The sequence below is a fragment of the Carboxylicivirga mesophila genome, assembly GCF_018271975.1.
Taxonomy (GTDB): domain Bacteria; phylum Bacteroidota; class Bacteroidia; order Bacteroidales; family Marinilabiliaceae; genus Carboxylicivirga; species Carboxylicivirga mesophila.
In genome coordinates this window covers 59,360-78,059 of record NZ_JAGUCN010000010.1, presented here as the reverse complement: position 1 = coordinate 78,059, position 18,700 = coordinate 59,360, and the positions used below count along the sequence as shown (strand labels likewise).

Genomic DNA, 18,700 nt, shown 5'->3' with positions numbered 1-18,700 from the left:
GTATGTAAAAACTGCGTTACTGCTATGGAAAAAGAAGCACTCATTGATATAATCCTGAATGACATTAAAGAAGTTCACGCATTGGTTAACACCTTTAAAGGTAAAAATGAGATCAATGCAGCTTTTATCAACTTAACCCGCACTAAAATAGCAAACATTAGTGAGGAGTTAAGCCTGTTGGAGCAACTTAATACTGAAAAAAAACAACAGCCCAATACTGAATCATCGCTAACATCGGAAGCCCTTAATACTTCAAATGGCAATGATAGTGTGGCTTATGCCGAATCATCAAGCCGTTTTGCCGAGGGCGAATCATATAGTGCGCAGGATGCTGTTCGCTCAGATAATGGTGATTTAGGCGCAGCGATCCATGCTGATGAAGAAACAATAGCTTCTGCGGGTCAAACAACCGCTGCTGACACACAAACAAAGGCAAGTGAACCTCAAGCATTGAAGGCTGACAAGCAAACAATCGCTCCTGCAAGTGAAGTAAATGCATCTGACACTGAAACAATGGCAGATGAACACGTAACATTGGAGAATGACATTCAAACAAATCATCCTGAAAGTGAATCAAAGACCACTGACAAGCCAACAGAGATGAATGTAAATACTCCAACAACCTCAAGCAATGCTATGAAAGGGGCTAAACCAGCCTCCAGAGCATCGGTATTGGGTGAAGTGATTCGGAAAGATGGCGCATCAGTCAATGAGGCCATTGCCAGCCGCAAAGAATCAGTAGAAGATATCAAGCAAATTGGTAAACCCGTTGATGATGTCAGAAAAGCTTTTGGTTTAAATGATCGCTTCTACTATCAGCGCGAGCTATTCAGCAACAATGCCGACTTGTTTAACCAAACACTGGAACAAATAAACAATCTGGACTCATACGATTCGGCTATCAGTTTTTTACGTTCGAACTATAACTGGCCCGCAGATAATGAAGCCAGTGAATCCTTTTACAAAAGTATAAAAAGACGTTTTATTTAATGGTAATCTGTTAATGCCTTTACCTGCTAATTTGAATTGAGATTTCGGGGCAATTGTACAGATGAACAAATGAGCAACTCAACAATCTGATAAATGAGCAAACTATATATAGTTCCAACACCTATTGGCAATCTGGAAGATATAACCTTAAGAGCCATTCGCATATTGAAAGAAGCGGATTTTATTTTGGCTGAGGACACACGCACCACAGGCTTTCTGTTAAAGCATCTGAATATTTCTACACGCATGTTTTCGCATCATAAATTTAACGAGCACTCGTCTGTTGATAAAGTGGCAGAACGACTAAAAGCTGGTGAAACAGGCGCTTTGGTTTCTGATGCCGGTACACCGGCCATATCAGATCCGGGTTACCTGATGGTCAAAAAATGTGTTGAAGAAGGCATTGAGGTAGAATGTTTGCCTGGTCCAACAGCCTTTGTACCGGCATTGGTCAATTCAGGCTTACCAAATGACCGCTTTTGTTTTGAAGGATTTCTACCACAAAAAAAGGGTAGAAAAACAAGACTGGAACTATTGGCAGAAGAAACACGCACTTTGGTGTTTTATGAATCGCCATTCAGGTTGGTAAAAACCCTTGGCCAATTTATTGAACATTTCGGCGCAGATCGAAAAGCCTCGGTATCCAGGGAGATTAGTAAGCTTCATGAAGAAAACAAGCAAGGAACGCTCGATGAACTTATGCAATATTTTTCATCAAAGACCGTTAAAGGAGAGATAGTTGTGATTGTTGAGGGAAAAAGTGAAGAGAAAAAGAAGAAGGAACATAAACAGGCCAAAACCAATTCACATTAAGTCATCATAAAAACACTTAAACATTTTGCAAATGAGATATTTACTTACCCTTTCGCTGCTACTGGCACTGTTTGGCTGTCAGCAAAAAAATGGCTCATCTGATTCTGATAAAGAAATGGATTCACTAAGAATGCTTTCGATGGAAAAAGATCGCCAGATGAACAACTTAGTAGCTGCCTTAATTGAAATAGATGATAACCTGCAGGCTATAAAAGAAAAAGAAAACCTGATAACACTGAATGTAGCCAGTAACGAAACAGGTGGTGAAGCGCTTGAAGAGCGAATCAACCGCGATATACAGGTAATATATGACCTGATGCTTCAAAATAAAGAACAGATAAGCAAGCTGGAAAAACAACTTCAGCAATCAGGAGCCAACAATACCAACCTGAATAAGCTGGTGAAGCGGTTAAATGCGCAACTTAAAGATAAAACTGTTGAAATCATCAGGCTGCAACAAAAACTCGAAAGTCAGAGTTTGCAGATTGATGATTTAAATTTCACAATCGAAGGCTTGCAAATTGTGGTTGACTCACTGGAAGGGGTAAAATACGCTACGCAACAAGCGCTTGACGAAACAACAGAAAAGCTGTACCGCGCCTATTATGTGTTTGGTACTAAAAAAGAATTGAAAGAACAGGAAATACTTTCGAGTGATGGATTCTTAAGTAAGGCAAAACTTCTGGCAGAAGGTTACTCGCAAGACTATTTCACAACCATCGACTACCGCGAGCTAGACTCATTGAATGTGTATATGGCAAAGGCTAAAATTCTTTCGAACCATCCGGAATCGTCATATACACTTGAAGCGAGTGAAGAAGGCGCTATGGTGCTTAAGATATCAGACAAGGAGAGTTTTTGGAGCATGAGTCGTCATTTAGTAATCCAGGTAAGTAAGTAATTTGATAACAAACAGGCTTCTCAACTCAACTAAAGCCTGTTAATTCGACTAATCAGATATGAAACAATACAAACATCTCTTTTTTGATCTGGACCATACACTTTGGGATTTCGAAGCTAATTCTGAAGCCACCTTAAAGGAGATGTTTGTATCCTATAAGCTATCGCGCTTTTTTAAAGACTACGAGGATTTTCATCAGCGCTACGAGGTACATAACCTCTATCTGTGGGCGCAGTACCGCAGAAATAAAGTGGATAAGAAAACGTTGAATACACAACGTTTCTACCTCCCCTTTGCCGAAGTGGGCTTTGATGATTTAACCGTAGCCAGGCAATTTGCCAGTGATTACCTGTCCATCAGTGCCACTAAAACACTTTTGTTTCCCAACACCCTGGAAGTACTGGAACAGCTACAAAAGGACTATCAACTGCACATCATCACCAATGGCTTTAAGGAAGTGCAGATACAAAAGCTGATTAACAGCGGTTTGCGCCAGTTCTTTACCAATATCTACATATCTGAGCTGATAGGTGTTCAAAAGCCCAACCGTTATTTCTTTGATTACACAGTTAAAAGCTGCCACGCCAAACGCAAAGAGTGTTTAGTTATTGGTGACAGTCTGGAAGCTGATATTATGGGTGCCAAAAAAGCAGGTATCGACCAGGTATTTTTTAACACCAAACAGGTTGCCTGTAAAGAAGACATCACCTATGAGATTAGTGATTTGAAAGAATTACTGGAGTTTTTGTAAAGACACATCGGGCCTTCAGCCCTTCCATTCCTATTATACATCATAAAACTGGATGATGGCCTGTTCTATTATATTTAGCTCTTTCAGAGCTTCTTTGTTAACACTAATATTTTCCCTGTAAGGCAAACAGCTAACAAAACAAATTCAAGACGGCCAAACGTAACTTTGATACATTAAGCCCTTTCAGTGCCACATCCTAATATTATCAAATTGCCTGAAAGGCAATCATTTATCAAGACAGGTCGACAGACCTGTTCTAACCAACCATAACTCTATGAGTGCTGAAGGCACGATATATTTAATCCCACACATATCGCTCATCAAACTCAACATTATATCTTTTGAGAAACTCGCGCAACTCATCTTTAAAATAGGTCCTCTGATGATGTTGCTTCTGCTTGAGGATATACTGTTTTACCGTTTCAACCTTAGAAGCACTTACTGAGAAAATAGCATAGCCATCCTGCCAAAAGAAATCCTGAATGCCCTTGCCCTTCATCCATTTAGATGATGATGATTTAACCTTTGACACCAAAGAGGCAATGCTGAGTATTCGAGGTAGTGTGGCTAAAACATGGACATGTTCAGGATTGGCATATATTGCCTCAACATAGGAGTTTAACTGAGAAAATGTAGCAACCATATAGGCCTGAAGTTCTTTTCTTACTCCTTCATTTATCAATTCTTGACGCTGTTTTGTTGAAAAAACGATGTGAACATACACCTTGGATAATGATTGTGACATAATAAATTGGTTTGGTTGGATCCAATTTACATAAATATTTCTCAAATGACACATCGGGCCTTCAGCCCTCCCATTCACATTATGCAAAGTCAAACAGGCCTTTGGCCTATTCTGATACATTCCGCTCTTACAGAGCTGATTAATTAACGGTAATATCTTGCCAAAAGGCAAACAGCTAACAAAAGAGATTCAAGACGGCCAAAGGTAATTTTGATACATTAAGCCCTTTCAGGGCAACATCTTAATATTATCAAATTGCCTGAAAGGCAATAGCGTATCAAGACAGGTCGACAGACCTGTACTAACCAGCCATAACTCTATGAGTGGTGAAGGCACGATAGGTTTTGCTTTACCGGCGCAATATCTAATTCCTCCAAAAGCTGCTCCCTGGCAAACACTTCACTGGCTGAACCATCGGCTTTCAATTGTCCATTTTGCATTACCAAAGCTCTATCGGCCCACTCATAGGCAAACTGCGAATCGTGAGTACTTACAATAACCGTCTTCCCCATTTCATTGAGCAAATTTAAAATTCCCAACAAACGTTGCGATTGACGATAATCCAACCAGGCAAAGGGCTCATCAAGCATAATAATCTCCGGCTCCATGGCCAATACACCAGCCAGCGCCACCTGTTTCTTTTGTCCATAACTCAGGGTATGCACAGTTTGCTTTCTTAAATCACTTATGCCGGTTAACTCCAAATACACGGTGATGCGCTGCTGCACGTCCTCTTCTTTCAATCCTATATTTCGTAAACCAAAGGCCACATCCTCATCAACATGTGTTGCCACCACCTGCACATCCGGGTCCTGAAAAACATACCCAATACTCCGACAAAGTTGCTTTCGGTGCTTTCGACAATAGCGGAAACGCTGTCCCTGAATATAATAGTCGCCTTCATCGGGCTTTATTACACCTGCAAGTAACAAACATAAGCTTGACTTTCCAGAACCATTACTTCCCATCAAGACCACCTTCTCTCCATTGGTAATACTTAGCGACATATCTTGTAAAGCCTTAATACCAGACGGATATGTAAATTGTATATTTCTTAGCTCTATAGCCATATTATAAACGGATAAAAGATAATGCCACAAAACAACATGCAACTCCGGCAATAGCCAGCACGTTCAAGAAAGAACTCCTCTCCCATTTTTCGGGACAATATATTCGACCGTGATACGCCCGAACCTGCATCGCCTGATAATTTTGCATGGATAATCGCATACTTTTTATAAACACGGCAGACTGCATTGCGGCGAATGAACGGATAGTATTATTAAGCGTTACATAGCCGAGTCGCTGCCGTTGAGCCATCATCACTTCATTGGCAGTTTTTTTAATTCCAAACAAATAACGATACGACAGAAGCATTAATTCAATTACAACATCAGGAATACGACAACGTTTTGCTAAAGTCATTGACTCTTCAAACGACAAACAATACATAGCCAAACGAATAGCAGACAAACCGTTGATGGCTTTAAGAGCTATTATGCCAGCATGCTGCATACTCGTTTGCGTGATATTCCACCACAAACCAAACAGCTGAAACTGCATTATAGCATCTGCGGTCTGATTACCTACTTGAAATATCAAACCAAGAGTTCCGGTAAAGATAAATGCTCCTCCAAATAATAAAAAAAGCCACTTATCATTAGATTTAGGAACCAAGCGGAATAAAAGCACTAATCCCGCAATCAGCATAAGGCTTTGCGATAGCCAATGCTGTATGGAAATGGCTAAAACAAGCCACGTTGTCACCAAGAACACTTTCTCACCTGTTCCTTTTAATATGCCCGCTATTGCCGGATTTTCACTTAGCATCTGAAGCTACTTTTTTACCTCTGATATAACCAATAAAATACGCTAACACTCCCGTACCTATAGCAGCCTGCAAAGCAAACAATAAACTCTCTGTTTCACCTCCTGGCGGGGCCCACACCGACTCGAACCATGGTGTGTAAGCTTCCTTGGCGTTATCAATAGCATCGGCTGCCATTGTATCAGCACCACCAAACTCCGAATCACCTCCCATCCATAAGGCTACAACAGGGATAATCAATACAACTAGCAACAGTATGTAGTTTTGCTTTTTTAAGTTCTTATTTGTTTTCATGCGCCAGCTTATTTTTTCCGAACCCCTTAATAGTACTTAGTGAAAATATAGCAGACTCCTTAATAAAATCGTTCTGCACCAAAACATTAATTACAATGACTGTTAACAAGCCCTCAACGATGGCTACCGGCACTTGTGTAACACCAAAAATCCCAATAAACTTGATGAATGCCCCTTGAAAACCACTAATCGAATCGGGATGAGCCAAAGCTAACTGAATCGACGTGACAACATATGTTGCCAGATTACCGATAACTGCAGCGGTAAACAACGCAATCCGTAAAGAACACTTACTTTTTTGCAATGCCTTAAACACAACAAACGTAATAATCGGCCCAACACAGGCCATAGCAAAAGCGTTAGCACCTAATGTAGTGATGCCACCATGTGCCAACAAAAACACCTGAAAAAGTAATACAATACAGCCTACAACCGACATAGCCATTGGCCCAACCAAAGCCGTACCAAAGCCCATACCTGTTGCATGTGAGCTACTACCGGTTACCGATGGCAGCTTGAGCGATGACAACACAAACGCGAATGCGACTACCATAGCCAGTATCATTCGTCGCTCGGGTGCCTGCGACAATTGCTGACGCACACTTTTAACTCCAAGAAATAAAAATGGAATGAATACAATACTCCAGATTACAGACCATTGCGCTGGCAAATAGCCCTCCATAATGTGCATACCGAAAGCCTGTAAAGGCAACAGCACAATAAATAGTATAAGCAGATTCTTTTTAGTCATTATTTATATCTTCTACACATTAATTTCCTTTAATTCATCAACACACCGTCATTATTAATGAGGATGAGCTGAAGTTGATATCCGTTAACCGCGACAGATGCAACCTCTTCGCAACGTTGCTTCAGTAATTTGAAAAATGGCTCATCCGGGCAGAAAGGAAAGATACTTTCCAGCTCCCGCGCCAGTCGAATAGTTTTTATTTGTTTCTGATAATTTTCAGAATATCCGGCCACACTAACCAATTGAGCGATAAACTCTTTATCCATCACCACATTACGACTATGCGTATCAAGATGACCGGCTGCCAGTTTAACGGCTTTGCCAATCATGATACCCAAATGCGCCACTTTAATATTCCGCTGTGATGCTGCGTTCAAAGCATCTCCGATGTAATTGCCATATTGCACAAAACAATAAGGAGGTAGATGCTTAAAATGCTCTTTCAGGTAACGCTCGCTTCGGCCACCAGAGTTAAATACGACCTGTTCTGCATTGTTTTGCTCAACCACATCAAGTTGACGCTGAATGGTCTGCACATAAGCTTCTGATGAAAATGGCTTGATACGCCCCGTACTGCCAATAATGGATAAACCGCCTTCGATGCCTAATCGCGGATTAAAGGTTTTAAGAGCCAATTGTTGGCCCTGCGGAATAAACACCTCAACGTCAAATCCAGCATTTGGTAAACCATGTTCATCGAGCAAGCGTTCCATCTCAGCCTTTATCATCGCACGTGGCACTTTGTTGACAGCCGGCTCATTAAGCGGCAAACCCAAACCTGGTAACTTAACAATGCCAACACCTTCTCCCCTAACAAAACGGATATCACCCTTTTGATTCAGGTAAACACGACAGCCGATGACCAAACCATCCATCAAATCCGGATCATCGCCGCTGTTTTTTATCACTGTTGCAAAAGCCGAATACTCTTCCTTGTCCATCGTATGTAGTGGCATACTTACCTGCTCACCATCGGGCAAACGAATAGCAATTTTATTGTTACACTCACCTGTGAGCAATAATGTTGCCGCAGCTTTGGCACAAATGGTCGCACATGTGCCGCTGGTATATCCATGTGCTAAGTCTGGCTTTGGCAAGCTATAGTTCGCTTCCATGTACTGACGTAACTCGGCCCGGCATTTAAAAACTTTGGTGAATTCAGGCAATGTAGGTTGTTCGAGCACAAGCAGCGGTAACTGATACTTTTGCGCTAAAGCCACTTTCTGTTCAAACAAGCCATTATGCCCACTGTCTTTTGTCAGCAACACTTGTATCTTTTTTTGCTCAATAAGTTCTTCAGCATCTTTGAAGTTATCAAACGCCAATGAACCCATGATTTTATCCTGACTCACTCCACAAGCCAAAGCCTCATCCCACGACAAAGGACGATCCAATATGCGATACCAAACCTCGGCATCATCCAGACTATCGTGCAGCTTGGCAACGCTTTTAACACCCATCAGGGATAAAATCCTATTGTAGCCCGTCGCTTTACAAGCCTGAATCATTGCATCCAATGACTCATGATAATGCACATTATCAGCTTGCTTTTTGTCAGCAAAAGAACGCTCAATACGGATGTGTGCCAATTCCAGCTTCGCACAGCAAGCATGTATATTCCAATGCAAGTCCCTGGCATACGGATGCGCTGCATCAATGATAAGTTTAATATTCTGCTCCTTACAAAAATGAATCATCTCATCGGCAGGTAAGGCCTGCTCCAGCTTAAAGCAGTCCTCATGCACCTCGAAAGCAGTTGGTGTTTTGGTCGAGTAGAAATAGGTGAATCCCATATCATTCAACCAGTTAGCCGTCGCCTTACCTTCGGTAGTACCACCAAACAATAATATGAAAGGAGTATTATGCATCTTTGCCCTGACGAAATAAGTGTGTGAATTTACGATCGTACAACCTGGAACGGTTATCGCGATTATCGATGGCTTCGCCAACTACAATCATAACGGTTAGCGTTAGGTTATTCTCCTTAACAATCTTAGCCAAATCCATCAACTGACCTCGCCATATCTTCTCTTCTTTCCAAGTTAGTTTATAACAGACTGCAACAGGTGTCTCGGGTGGATAACCTTCCAACAACTGACGCTGCATTTCGTCAATCAGACTAACACTCAAGAACAGACAAATCGTACTCTGAAACTTGGCCAGCTCCGAAAGCTTTTCGCGCGGCGGCATTGGCGTACGACCTTCTCCACGAGTGAGTATAATTGTTTGAATGCGCTCCGGAATGGTAAACTGCGATTGTAGTCGCGCGGCGGCAGCCTGAAACGATGAAATACCCGGTACAATTTCGTATGGCATATTGTGTTGATCGAAGAAATTCATCTGCTCCTGAATCGCACCATAAATACATGGATCACCTGTATGCAAACGCACCACCAAACCTCCTTTATCATAGGTCTCTTTCATGGTGTCAAACTGCTCTTCCAAATCCATTTGTGCAGAATTGCGCACCACACAACCTTCCTTGGCATAATGTGTCAATTGTTCAGGCACCAAACTGCCCGCATAAAGAATCAGATCAGCAGCCTGTAACAAGCGTTTTCCCTTCACCGAAACTAATTCAGGGTCACCAGGACCAGCACCAACAATCACAACTTGACCGCGTCGTTCCTGCGCTAAATCCATAGCAATTGCTAAAGTAAAATGCTTCCCTGCCTCATCGCAACCTTTAGTTTTTTCGAGCAACAGATTAAGATTACCTGAACCCAATAAAGCCGCAGCTTCTGACACATTACTTGCACCGGTTGCGTTAAGTGCCGCTTCTGATATCTTCAGTTTATCAGCCACACGGTTTAAATCACTTGCAGTATGGGTTACCAGACTAATATTTCTCTGCTGTGCTACATCAATAAACGCCTGCTCGTCCTTCTTAATATCAATGGTATGCAAAGCCTTTACAGAGGCACAGCTTAAACCTTCCTCCTCAAGAATAGTACAAATAGCCTTATTGAAATATTCGGAACATAAACCCTTCTGAGAACCCGCACCAAGCACCAGACACTTAGGCCTGAAGAATAAGCAAGGTATGTCAATTTCACTGATATAGGGCGACACGGCAATAATTAGTTCAAACTGCGACTCGTCCACCTCACTAAAGTGGTGAAAGAGTGTTACATGATCTGGTAAAGTATTTTCGAGGTGCAGTGTTCCTGCATCTTTTGTTTCGAGCACTAAAGCCGTTGAAGCCCCATTCACAAAGCTCGCAATGAATTCATTCTCACTCAAGCCCAGATACTCGTTGGTCCAGCCAAAGTTATTTCCGATAATATCCAATGGCCACAATTCAAGAGAATCACTCGCTGTAGTCACAATAGCCTGACCGCCTGTGATACGTGCCACTCGCTTAGCCAGCTCATTGGCACCGCCTTTATGACCCGACACAACAGGCTGCACAAAACGACCATGGATATCAATATTAAGCACAGCAGGATCAGTTTGTTTGCTGCCCAAAACTGGCGCAACAGAGCGAACCGTAATTCCCAATGCGCCTATGAAAATCAGGCTATCCAACTCATTAAAATGCGCTACTATGAAACCAGATAATGACTCAATCGCCTGTGTGCCATCATAGCCACTTGTTGAATAAATGACTGCATCGAGCTCTTGTTGAAGCGTATTGGCCAAAGGCAAGGCATGGCGATTATTTACAATGATTGCTGTTTTGTTCATATTAAAAAACTTGTGCTAGCTATTATTTTTTATTGCCTGATAAAGAGTAACAGGATTATGGTCATCCTGCTGTATAAGCATCTTATCGCTTATGGTCATCGCTACTGCTTCGATGGCTTCCTTAAACGCAGTAGCAGTTTCATCACTTACTGCGTTAAAAACCATGATGCCACCCGGTTGTAAGTAAGTTTCCAAACGGGTAACCATTTCTTTCAAACGTCCGCCATGTCCGCCAATAAAAATCCTGTCGGGAGCTTTCCATTGAGAGAGATCGAATGTGTAAAAATCATCAATACAATAATTGATGCCCGGAATACGGAATTTCTGTTGATTCTTCTGCATTAACGCTCTCGATTCCTCACGCTTCTCGATGGAAAAAACCTCCATCTGCGGTGCCATCTGTTTGGCTTCGATAGAAACCGAACCTGTACAAAAGCCAATATCCCATAATACTTTGGCCGTATCCAATTTAAGCATGGATAAAGTCATCAGACGAATGCTGCGTTTGGTTATCATCTTAGGTCTTCCCTCAAGATGGTGAAAACCCTCTTCTGGAATGCCAAAAGTACGCTCAAAATGAGTTGTTTTTTCCAGAATTAAACAATTGGGCATGATGCTTTCAACAGATGCCAGTTCATCAACCGACAACTCACGAACGACTTGGAGTTCACCCCCCATACGCTCACCAAGATACACCTTGTAATTGAGCAAACCAGCCTCTTTCATTCGCTGACCAATGGCAGCAGGTGTTTTGTTTTTATCCGTGAGCACACCAATCAGCTCCGAACCAGTAATCAGTTCTTTTTCGAGATTACTCCATGGTCGACCGGTTAATGTTGCCACCTTCATCATGCCATAGGGCAGATGACAATGATGAGCCAGCATTTGCAGGCTGTTAAATGTAGGATACACCTTCAGTGGTGCATCCGGGAATTCGCGTTTCAGTGTGTTGGCAATTCCGAAAAAGAGCGGATCGCCCGAAGCAAATACCACTATCTCTTCATTCAGTGCACGATATTGCTCAAAAGTAAGCTGCAAAGGCACCTCCACTTCAATCCAAAGGTGATGAACAGGCAGTAAGTGTTTCACAAGCTCATAATGACGCGCACCACCCGAGAAGTAATGAGCAGATGCAATGATGCCATTCACCTCATCACTAAAAACAGGACTTGTTTCGTCGCTGATGCCAACTACGCGAAAACTACACATCACGACCAGGTTTAAGCGTTACGGCCTCGTCGCGACTCAGTACCGCATTTACGATTGTCGCTGCCAGATTAGAGCCACCTTTGCGCCCTTCAATACTAATGTACGGCAGATTCTTGAAAGTCATCAGACGATGCTTCGACTCCTCCACATTAACAAAACCCACAGGCGCACCAATGACACCAGCCGGCTGAAAGTCCTTTCTACGCATTAGCTCAGTCAATTCAATCAATGCAGTTGGCGCATTACCAAAGACATATAAAGCATCGGGATGTTCCTCAATCGCCAGGCGAATACCTGCCTGTGTGCGCGTAATGTTTTTTTCCTGCGCCAAAGCTACTGTACGCTCATCGTGCAAATAGCATTTAACATTAATGCCATAACGCTCACACGCTTTTTTGCGAATGCCGCTCTGCACCATGGTAACATCGGTAATAATGGTTCCGCCGTTTAGCAGATACTCATTCATACGTGCCACGGCTTCGTTTTTAACGCGTAAGAGCTGTTTCATTTCAAAATCAGCCGTTGTGTGAATGCAGTGCATCATCACCCATTTCTCCTCGTGAGAAATATCCAAATCGGCCAATTGCCCGGCAATGGTTCGAAAGCTCTCCTGCATAATTAACGGACCCGGAGCGCCTTCCTGCTCGTATTTGGAATAATAACCGCGCGGCGTGATAAACTTGTTATTGGACACATAGCTTTGCGAGTTACCAATCACAACGATGGAAAACATATCCACAATCTCTGGATCAAACTCACCCAAAGTAGTTAATGTAATATGCTCCTCTTCACGTTCAACCTGTCGCAATACAGCAACAGGCGTTGATAGTGAACGCTCCTCGAGAAAGAGCTCTTGTAAGCGATACAGCTGCCAGTAGCGTTTCTTGCTGCGCGGATTGTAAAGGACTGTCACGAAATCGCCCATTGCCGCTGCCTTCATCCGTTTTTCAATCAGTTTCCACGGCGTTAATAAGTCAGAAAGCGATAAAATCACAAAATCGTGACTCAAGGGCGCCCCCAGTTTGGCAGCGGCAGCCTGAAAAGCAGAAATACCAGGCACCACCTCAACCGGAATCGATGACTGACGTTTATCCGCCATCTCCAAAATAAGCGAAGCCATGCCATAAATACCGGCATCACCTGAACTGATAACAGCGACTCTCTGACCCGCTTCAGCTTTTTCAAAGGCGATTTTTGCACGCTCCACCTCCTGACGCATGCCAGTATCAATACACTCCGTTCCTTCGGCCAGGTAACATTGAATAAACTGGAAATAATATTTGTAGCCTATCACCACATCTGCCTCTTTAATAGCATCAATGGCCGGCTTTAAAAACAACTCTGGATTTCCTGGCCCTAAACCTATTACTTTTATATTGCTCATATGTATTTACGTACTTTTTGCTCAGCTATTAGTTAGCTTAATTTGCTCCTCGTTACGGATAATGATGATTGAAAAATAGGGTATCCTTCGCTCGGTTAAAACGGATACATCTCTGGTTGTAAACTGCTTGTCTGCACCCATGTATTCGCCATAGAAGAAGTCGAGCTGATGCTTCTGCAAAAATCCAGCAATCCAGTCCTTTAGCTTCGACACCTTCATAATCACCACCGTTTCATTAGCGCTGACATACTCACCAAGCTGGTTTTCACTCTTCACTTCAGGAACAACCAGCACTTTATCTGTTTGCTTACAAATTGGCTCTAGCCCTAATGATCCTCCTAATATAAATGCCGGCACACCCGGAATCATTTCGTATTTCACACCAGCCTTTTTAAAATCATCAATCAAGTAGGCAAATGTGCTGTAAAAAGCGATATCTCCTTCACTGACAACGGCCACCATCTCTCCTGCCTTGGCATGCTGAATGCATTTAGCGGCCAACTGACGATAAGTTTCATTCACCTCTGAACGATCGTATTTCATCGCCACTGAAACCGGACGAAACTTTGTCTCATCAATCTCCAACGAGCCAAGTACACGCATTGCCATGGAACTCTTCATCCCTTTTTCATTGGTTGTTTCAGGATAATAAATGACATCCGCCTGCTGTAGTGTTTTGAGTGCCTTAATGGTGATCAAATCCGGATCACCGGGACCAAGTGCCACACCGTATATTGTTTGTTTCATGTCTATCTGTTAGTGATGATGGCCACAACAATCGTGTCCGTGATGATGGTGATGACCGTGATCATGCCCATGGTGATGATGCGGCACGTAATTCTCCAACGTTTCCTTATCTACGGACGAAATCATATCCACTTCCCCCCGCTCAGCACTCTCCAAACGCTTAATTAATATTTGCGCCAGATCCTCCGATTCGCTTAACAATGGTGCCATAAACACTTTGCGATCCGGATGCTGTTTTGAAAATTCGTCCAGTAAATCATGTGCTTTATCCATGTAAACACCAGGGAAGAACACATAAGGAACGACTATTATATTTTTATATGGTAACTTTTCGCAAATAGATAATGCCTCAGCCACTGATGGATAAGTCATCCGGCTACAGTAACCATTTATGCTAAAAGCGTACTTATTCGTCTCCTGGACCATGCGTGTTAATCGTGCTAAATCGCCATTAGCTGCAACTTTCGAAGCACCAACGCCCAAACCAAACAGTAATGTATCATTCGCCTCCACTTCTGCGCCATTCAGCGCTTTACTAATCAGATCGTTTGACAGATGCAGCATCTCATCGCAATCCCCAATATAGTGCGCCATACTAATAGATACGTTGTACTTAGCCTGCAACTGATAGAGCATGCAAGGAATATCCTTTTGGATATGGACCCCGGTAAACAAAAACACAGGAACAGCAACAATCTCTGTTACGCCGCGCTGAGCCAAACGTTTCACTCCCTCCTCAAAACCAGGTTCCGATAATTCGAGAAATCCAGCTTCCACTTCATAATCGGTTAATAAAGCCTCTATTTGTTTTGTGTATTTTAAAAAGGCCTCTTCGCCTCTTTTCACACGGGTACCATGACCACAGATTAAAACTCCTTTTTTAGACATGTATTAATTCTTGAGGTTTAACAGATTGAATAACCGGTTTGAGTTGTTCGGAAAAGTTGACTACTTCGCCAATGACCATTAAAGCTGGAGGTAAGAACCCTTTATCCTCCATAACATCGCCAATGGTTTTAAGCGTAGCTGTCAGCATTTCTTGTTGCGGGTAAGTTCCCCAGCGAATCAGGGCCACCGGAGTCTCCTCTTTCTTACCACCAGTAATCAATTCATTGGCGATGCGTTGCGCATTACTCACGCCCATATACACAACCAATGTATCTGATGCTTTTGCCAAGGCTTGCCAATCAACAGAATTGTTTCCTTTTGCTGGGTGCCCGGTTACGAATGTTACCGACGAAGCCACATGACGGGCTGTTACAGGAATCCCCATGTAAGCAGGTACGGCTACACCCGAAGTAATGCCGGGGACCACCTCGTAATCAATTCCATATTCGATAAGGGTCATTATTTCCTCTACTCCTCGTCCGAACACAAAAGGATCACCACCCTTTAAACGCACAATATTCTGACCTTTTGAAGCATAATGGGCTATCAACTCATTTAGTTCTTCCTGTGGAAAAGTGTGCTTATCCTTCTTCTTCCCCACGTAAACCATTTCGCAAGCATCAGGGCAATAGTCAAGTAGTTCTTTATTAACCAGGTAGTCGTATAAAACGATATCGGCCTGTTTGAGCAACTTCACAGCTTTTAAGCTGATTAAATCGGCATCGCCGGGACCGGCGCCAACCAACCATACTTTACCGTAGTTGGGATTCATTTATATTGAGTTAAGGTCTACATTGTAATTTTCTATCTGACTGATTAACTCATCAATCAAAGCATTCATTTCATCCTGACGGGCCAGGTCTCCGGTTTCAAGATATTGCTTCCGTTTCGCACCAATCTGCTCTATCGCTTCAGGCGTAACTGCTGTTAATTTGGCCATAAAGTATTTACGTAAACGTGCAGATAATGCAGGAGAAGTTCCTTCGGTGGTAATCCCCACATTCAGATGCCCAACCTGACAAGTGGCGGGAATGATGAAGTTGCCCTTATCGGCACCATCCACACTATTTGCCAGTACACCATTCTCTTGTGCCTCTGAGATGATTTGCTGATTGATTGTTTTGTTATTGGTAGCGGCAAATACCAGGAAAAAGCCAACGACATCGTTGTTGTTATAACATCGGTTGATATGCTTCATCCTGTTATCACCAAGTAACTCCTGCAGAGCCGGTGTTAATTCTTTGGAAATGACAGTTACGGCTGCACCGGCAGACAGCAATTTATTCACTTTTCGTTGAGCAACTTTACCGCCACCAACAACTAAACAAGCTTTATCTTTTATGTTGATATGAATTGGATAGAACTGCATGTTAAGCCTGTTTGGTATTTAACACACCTGTTCTGTCCTCTTGATACATCAAGCCATTAAAATGTTTATTCATAACACACTTTAACGCCCCGGAATGAAAGTGAAATGCATAAAAAAGCATACAACATCCTGCAACCATACGTTTCAGTCAAATTGGTTAATAACCCATCTGAAACGGCCTGTCGCCATTACTATCTGCACCTATTAAGCGCCGTAACTATTGATATGCTTTTTATTCATGTATCAAACTTTTAAACCCGAAAGCTTTGATTAATAATTATTTGTTACATGGCAGGTTTTCTGACTTACTCCCTCCTGATTGCGCCTTCCCATTTCGCTAAACTGAAACAGTGACCTTATGCAATGGAGTTAACAGAGCTTACAGCTGCGGGTACAGCTCCGGATTTACACCGGATTCCCTCTTTCCGCCAAAGTCCGAATAGGTTGACTTTGACTCACCATTTATGATCGCAAATGTAATACAATTTTACAAGCGCCAAACCGATGAGGACATTTTTCTTTAATGAATGGTTTAAGGGCTCAATTGCGTATATTTGCAACATTATTAAAGATTCTAACACATAGCCAGCGCTTCTGCACTGGTTTGAAAGACCAAAAAAATGCTAAGCGAAAAAGATACCATTTGCGCCATATCAACTGCCCAGGGAATGGGTGCCATTGCTGTTATCCGTCTATCGGGCAATCAATCCATTGCTGTCTGTGAAAAAGTTTTCAGACCAGCCAAAGCAGACAAGAAATTAATGGAGCAAAAAGCTAACACCATTCATTTTGGCAGCATTAGTGATGGCGACAAAGACTTAGACGAAGTATTGGTTAGCATCTTTAGAGCGCCTCATTCGTTTACAGGTGAGGATATTATTGAAATAGCCTGCCATGGTGCCCCCTATATTCAGCAGCAGATATTACAGTTACTCACAAAAAACGGTGCCCGACTGGCAACAGCTGGTGAGTTTACCCAACGTGCGTTTATAAATGGCAAAATGGACCTGTCGCAAGCTGAAGCTGTGGCAGATTTAATCGCCTCACGAAGCGAAGCAGCCCGACGTGTTGCACTGCAACAAATGCGTGGCGGTTTTTCAAGTGAATTGATTAATCTGCGCATGCAACTACTCAACTTCATTTCGCTAATTGAACTGGAACTGGATTTTAGCGAAGAGGATGTGGAGTTTGCCAATCGCAATGAACTTACTAAACTGGTTGCTGAAATTGAATCGGTACTGAAAAAGCTGGTTAACTCATTCGCATTGGGTAATGCCATCAAAAATGGTATTCCGGTGGCGATTGTGGGACACACCAACGCCGGCAAATCAACACTTCTAAATACCTTATTGCAGGAAGAGCGTGCCATTGTATCGGACATCCACGGCACCACTCGCGATGTAATTGAGGATACCATCAACATTGAAGGTATCAGCTTCCGTTTTATCGATACTGCGGGCATTCGCGCCACTCAAGATGAGATTGAAAACCTTGGTATCGAGCGCACTTATGCTAAAATCAGTAAGGCAACCATTATCTTACTCATGCTTGATGTTAACGATCCGGATAATAAGATACATGATGCCATTACTGATGTAAAAAAACGCATGGATGATCATCAGCAGCTGATTGTGGTTATTAACAAAACTGATTTGGCCAACGACGGTGTTCAGGAGCGCTTCCAGAAGAGCAGTTTCAAAGAGTTATCCGGCACCGATGCCATAGTGCCCATCTCTGCTAAGCAACAATTGAATATCGATGCTTTAATAGCCGCTCTGCTCAAAACCGTTAATCTCTCAGCTATCGACAATGACGAGGTGATTGTCACCAATGTGCGTCACTACGAGGCTCTACAAAAATCGCACGAAGCCATCCTGCGCGTGGTTGATGGCCTGCAATCTGGTATTACAGGTGATTTTCTTGCTCAGGACATTCGCGAAGTGCTTCATTTCTTAGGTGAGATCACCGGACAGATCAACACAGATGAAGTGTTAGGTAACATTTTTAAGAATTTCTGTATCGGAAAATGATTTATAACACTGATATTTAGATGCTTAAATACACGTCAAGCATACAAAATTTGTTCATAAATACAAAGTTTTTGAAGCAAGAATAAAAACTAGTTTCCTAGAGTATATGCCAACTTAGTAATATACAATTTGCACTCTACCCAACTAAACCAAGCGGATCCATAAGATTTAATTATGGATTAGCTCAATAATGCAATACCTCAATGTGATACAAATGATGCAATTTCAGAATAGCATTAATACATTAAGATTCACACCTCACCTATAACACTGAATACCTATTAGTTACATCGACACTTATCATCCTTTTTCA

At 42.5% G+C, this 18,700-nt stretch carries 18 protein-coding genes and 1 riboswitch; of the genes, 5 read left to right on the top strand and 13 right to left on the bottom strand.

Annotation, left to right across the window (positions count from 1 at the left end; genetic code table 11):
- The first annotated feature begins 24 nt into the window (after positions 1-24).
- The 4 genes from KEM09_RS10185 (at position 25) to KEM09_RS10170 (ending at position 3,455) form a co-directional block, all read left to right on the top strand.
- A complete protein-coding gene (locus KEM09_RS10185) occupies positions 25-990 on the top strand; it encodes a hypothetical protein (RefSeq protein ID WP_212228051.1) in 966 nt (321 codons plus the stop codon).
- Positions 991-1,083: 93 nt separating this feature from the next.
- The gene (rsmI, locus tag KEM09_RS10180) at positions 1,084-1,803 is read left to right on the top strand and encodes a 16S rRNA (cytidine(1402)-2'-O)-methyltransferase (protein ID WP_212228049.1); all 720 of its coding nucleotides are present in this window, start codon (positions 1,084-1,086) and stop codon (positions 1,801-1,803) included.
- 31 nt (positions 1,804-1,834) lie between these two features.
- A complete protein-coding gene (locus KEM09_RS10175; protein ID WP_212228048.1) occupies positions 1,835-2,704 on the top strand; it encodes a Cbp1 family collagen-binding glycoprotein adhesin in 870 nt (289 codons plus the stop codon).
- Between the two features lie 58 nt (positions 2,705-2,762).
- Positions 2,763-3,455, top strand: a complete 693-nt coding sequence (locus KEM09_RS10170; RefSeq protein WP_212228047.1) for a YjjG family noncanonical pyrimidine nucleotidase — start codon at positions 2,763-2,765, stop codon at positions 3,453-3,455.
- 298 nt (positions 3,456-3,753) lie between these two features.
- On the opposite strand, the gene tnpA is transcribed toward KEM09_RS10170, so the two are convergent.
- The 13 genes from tnpA to KEM09_RS10105 form a co-directional block, all read right to left on the bottom strand.
- Positions 3,754-4,200 carry an IS200/IS605 family transposase gene (gene tnpA / locus KEM09_RS10165; protein ID WP_212228046.1) on the bottom strand — a complete coding sequence of 149 codons (447 nt, stop codon included), beginning with the start codon at positions 4,198-4,200 and terminating at the stop codon, positions 3,754-3,756.
- A 317-nt stretch (positions 4,201-4,517) separates the two neighbouring features.
- Complete coding sequence (locus tag KEM09_RS10160) at positions 4,518-5,270, bottom strand: energy-coupling factor ABC transporter ATP-binding protein (protein WP_212228045.1); 753 nt, start codon at positions 5,268-5,270, stop codon at positions 4,518-4,520.
- A gap of 1 nt (position 5,271) precedes the next feature.
- Positions 5,272-6,030 carry an energy-coupling factor transporter transmembrane component T gene (locus KEM09_RS10155; protein ID WP_212228043.1) on the bottom strand — a complete coding sequence of 253 codons (759 nt, stop codon included), beginning with the start codon at positions 6,028-6,030 and terminating at the stop codon, positions 5,272-5,274.
- Positions 6,020-6,322: an energy-coupling factor ABC transporter substrate-binding protein gene (locus KEM09_RS10150; protein ID WP_212228041.1), complete on the bottom strand. Its 303-nt coding sequence runs from the start codon at positions 6,320-6,322 to the stop codon at positions 6,020-6,022. Before KEM09_RS10150 ends, KEM09_RS10155 begins: the two co-directional genes overlap by 11 nt.
- Positions 6,309-7,073, bottom strand: coding sequence for an energy-coupling factor ABC transporter permease (locus KEM09_RS10145; protein WP_244824946.1), 765 nt, complete (start codon positions 7,071-7,073; stop codon positions 6,309-6,311). Before KEM09_RS10145 ends, KEM09_RS10150 begins: the two co-directional genes overlap by 14 nt.
- A 29-nt stretch (positions 7,074-7,102) precedes the next feature.
- Complete coding sequence (gene cbiD / locus KEM09_RS10140) at positions 7,103-8,941, bottom strand: cobalt-precorrin-5B (C(1))-methyltransferase CbiD (RefSeq protein ID WP_212228039.1); 1,839 nt, start codon at positions 8,939-8,941, stop codon at positions 7,103-7,105.
- Positions 8,934-10,760, bottom strand: coding sequence for a precorrin-4 C(11)-methyltransferase (gene cobM / locus KEM09_RS10135; RefSeq protein ID WP_212228037.1), 1,827 nt, complete (start codon positions 10,758-10,760; stop codon positions 8,934-8,936). Before cobM ends, cbiD begins: the two co-directional genes overlap by 8 nt.
- 15 nt (positions 10,761-10,775) lie before the next feature.
- On the bottom strand, positions 10,776-11,969 hold the full coding sequence (gene cbiE, locus KEM09_RS10130; protein ID WP_212228035.1) for a precorrin-6y C5,15-methyltransferase (decarboxylating) subunit CbiE: 1,194 nt from the start codon (positions 11,967-11,969) through the stop codon (positions 10,776-10,778).
- Positions 11,962-13,353: a precorrin-3B C(17)-methyltransferase gene (cobJ, locus tag KEM09_RS10125; RefSeq protein ID WP_212228033.1), complete on the bottom strand. Its 1,392-nt coding sequence runs from the start codon at positions 13,351-13,353 to the stop codon at positions 11,962-11,964. The genes cbiE and cobJ overlap by 8 nt, the downstream gene beginning before the upstream one ends.
- A gap of 21 nt (positions 13,354-13,374) precedes the next feature.
- On the bottom strand, positions 13,375-14,100 hold the full coding sequence (gene cobI / locus KEM09_RS10120) for a precorrin-2 C(20)-methyltransferase (RefSeq protein ID WP_212228031.1): 726 nt from the start codon (positions 14,098-14,100) through the stop codon (positions 13,375-13,377).
- A gap of 9 nt (positions 14,101-14,109) precedes the next feature.
- Positions 14,110-14,988 (bottom strand): sirohydrochlorin chelatase, encoded by an 879-nt coding sequence (locus tag KEM09_RS10115; protein ID WP_212228029.1) that lies wholly within the window; start codon positions 14,986-14,988, stop codon positions 14,110-14,112.
- Entirely contained in the window at positions 14,981-15,760 is a 780-nt protein-coding gene (cobA, locus tag KEM09_RS10110) for a uroporphyrinogen-III C-methyltransferase (RefSeq protein ID WP_212228027.1), read from the bottom strand. Before cobA ends, KEM09_RS10115 begins: the two co-directional genes overlap by 8 nt.
- The gene (locus KEM09_RS10105; RefSeq protein WP_212228025.1) at positions 15,761-16,357 is read right to left on the bottom strand and encodes a precorrin-2 dehydrogenase/sirohydrochlorin ferrochelatase family protein; all 597 of its coding nucleotides are present in this window, start codon (positions 16,355-16,357) and stop codon (positions 15,761-15,763) included.
- A 273-nt stretch (positions 16,358-16,630) separates the two neighbouring features.
- Positions 16,631-16,835: riboswitch (cobalamin riboswitch) on the bottom strand.
- Positions 16,836-16,977: 142 nt separating this feature from the next.
- Between KEM09_RS10105 and mnmE the strand changes: the two genes are divergently transcribed.
- On the top strand, positions 16,978-18,387 hold the full coding sequence (mnmE, locus tag KEM09_RS10100) for a tRNA uridine-5-carboxymethylaminomethyl(34) synthesis GTPase MnmE (RefSeq protein ID WP_212228023.1): 1,410 nt from the start codon (positions 16,978-16,980) through the stop codon (positions 18,385-18,387).
- Positions 18,388-18,700 lie beyond the last annotated feature (313 nt).

What these genes read in the sequence shown, in the direction of transcription:
- KEM09_RS10185 (WP_212228051.1), top strand. Translation starts at nt 25, where the DNA reads ATGGAAAAAGAAGCACTCATTGATATAATCCTGAATGACATTAAAGAA.
- rsmI (WP_212228049.1), top strand. Translation starts at nt 1,084, where the DNA reads ATGAGCAAACTATATATAGTTCCAACACCTATTGGCAATCTGGAAGAT.
- KEM09_RS10175 (WP_212228048.1), top strand. Translation starts at nt 1,835, where the DNA reads ATGAGATATTTACTTACCCTTTCGCTGCTACTGGCACTGTTTGGCTGT.
- KEM09_RS10170 (WP_212228047.1), top strand. Translation starts at nt 2,763, where the DNA reads ATGAAACAATACAAACATCTCTTTTTTGATCTGGACCATACACTTTGG.
- tnpA (WP_212228046.1), bottom strand. Translation starts at nt 4,200, where the DNA reads ATGTCACAATCATTATCCAAGGTGTATGTTCACATCGTTTTTTCAACA.
- KEM09_RS10160 (WP_212228045.1), bottom strand. Translation starts at nt 5,270, where the DNA reads ATGGCTATAGAGCTAAGAAATATACAATTTACATATCCGTCTGGTATT.
- KEM09_RS10155 (WP_212228043.1), bottom strand. Translation starts at nt 6,030, where the DNA reads ATGCTAAGTGAAAATCCGGCAATAGCGGGCATATTAAAAGGAACAGGT.
- KEM09_RS10150 (WP_212228041.1), bottom strand. Translation starts at nt 6,322, where the DNA reads ATGAAAACAAATAAGAACTTAAAAAAGCAAAACTACATACTGTTGCTA.
- KEM09_RS10145 (WP_244824946.1), bottom strand. Translation starts at nt 7,073, where the DNA reads ATGACTAAAAAGAATCTGCTTATACTATTTATTGTGCTGTTGCCTTTA.
- cbiD (WP_212228039.1), bottom strand. Translation starts at nt 8,941, where the DNA reads ATGCATAATACTCCTTTCATATTATTGTTTGGTGGTACTACCGAAGGT.
- cobM (WP_212228037.1), bottom strand. Translation starts at nt 10,760, where the DNA reads ATGAACAAAACAGCAATCATTGTAAATAATCGCCATGCCTTGCCTTTG.
- cbiE (WP_212228035.1), bottom strand. Translation starts at nt 11,969, where the DNA reads ATGTGTAGTTTTCGCGTAGTTGGCATCAGCGACGAAACAAGTCCTGTT.
- cobJ (WP_212228033.1), bottom strand. Translation starts at nt 13,353, where the DNA reads ATGAGCAATATAAAAGTAATAGGTTTAGGGCCAGGAAATCCAGAGTTG.
- cobI (WP_212228031.1), bottom strand. Translation starts at nt 14,100, where the DNA reads ATGAAACAAACAATATACGGTGTGGCACTTGGTCCCGGTGATCCGGAT.
- KEM09_RS10115 (WP_212228029.1), bottom strand. Translation starts at nt 14,988, where the DNA reads ATGTCTAAAAAAGGAGTTTTAATCTGTGGTCATGGTACCCGTGTGAAA.
- cobA (WP_212228027.1), bottom strand. Translation starts at nt 15,760, where the DNA reads ATGAATCCCAACTACGGTAAAGTATGGTTGGTTGGCGCCGGTCCCGGC.
- KEM09_RS10105 (WP_212228025.1), bottom strand. Translation starts at nt 16,357, where the DNA reads ATGCAGTTCTATCCAATTCATATCAACATAAAAGATAAAGCTTGTTTA.
- mnmE (WP_212228023.1), top strand. Translation starts at nt 16,978, where the DNA reads ATGCTAAGCGAAAAAGATACCATTTGCGCCATATCAACTGCCCAGGGA.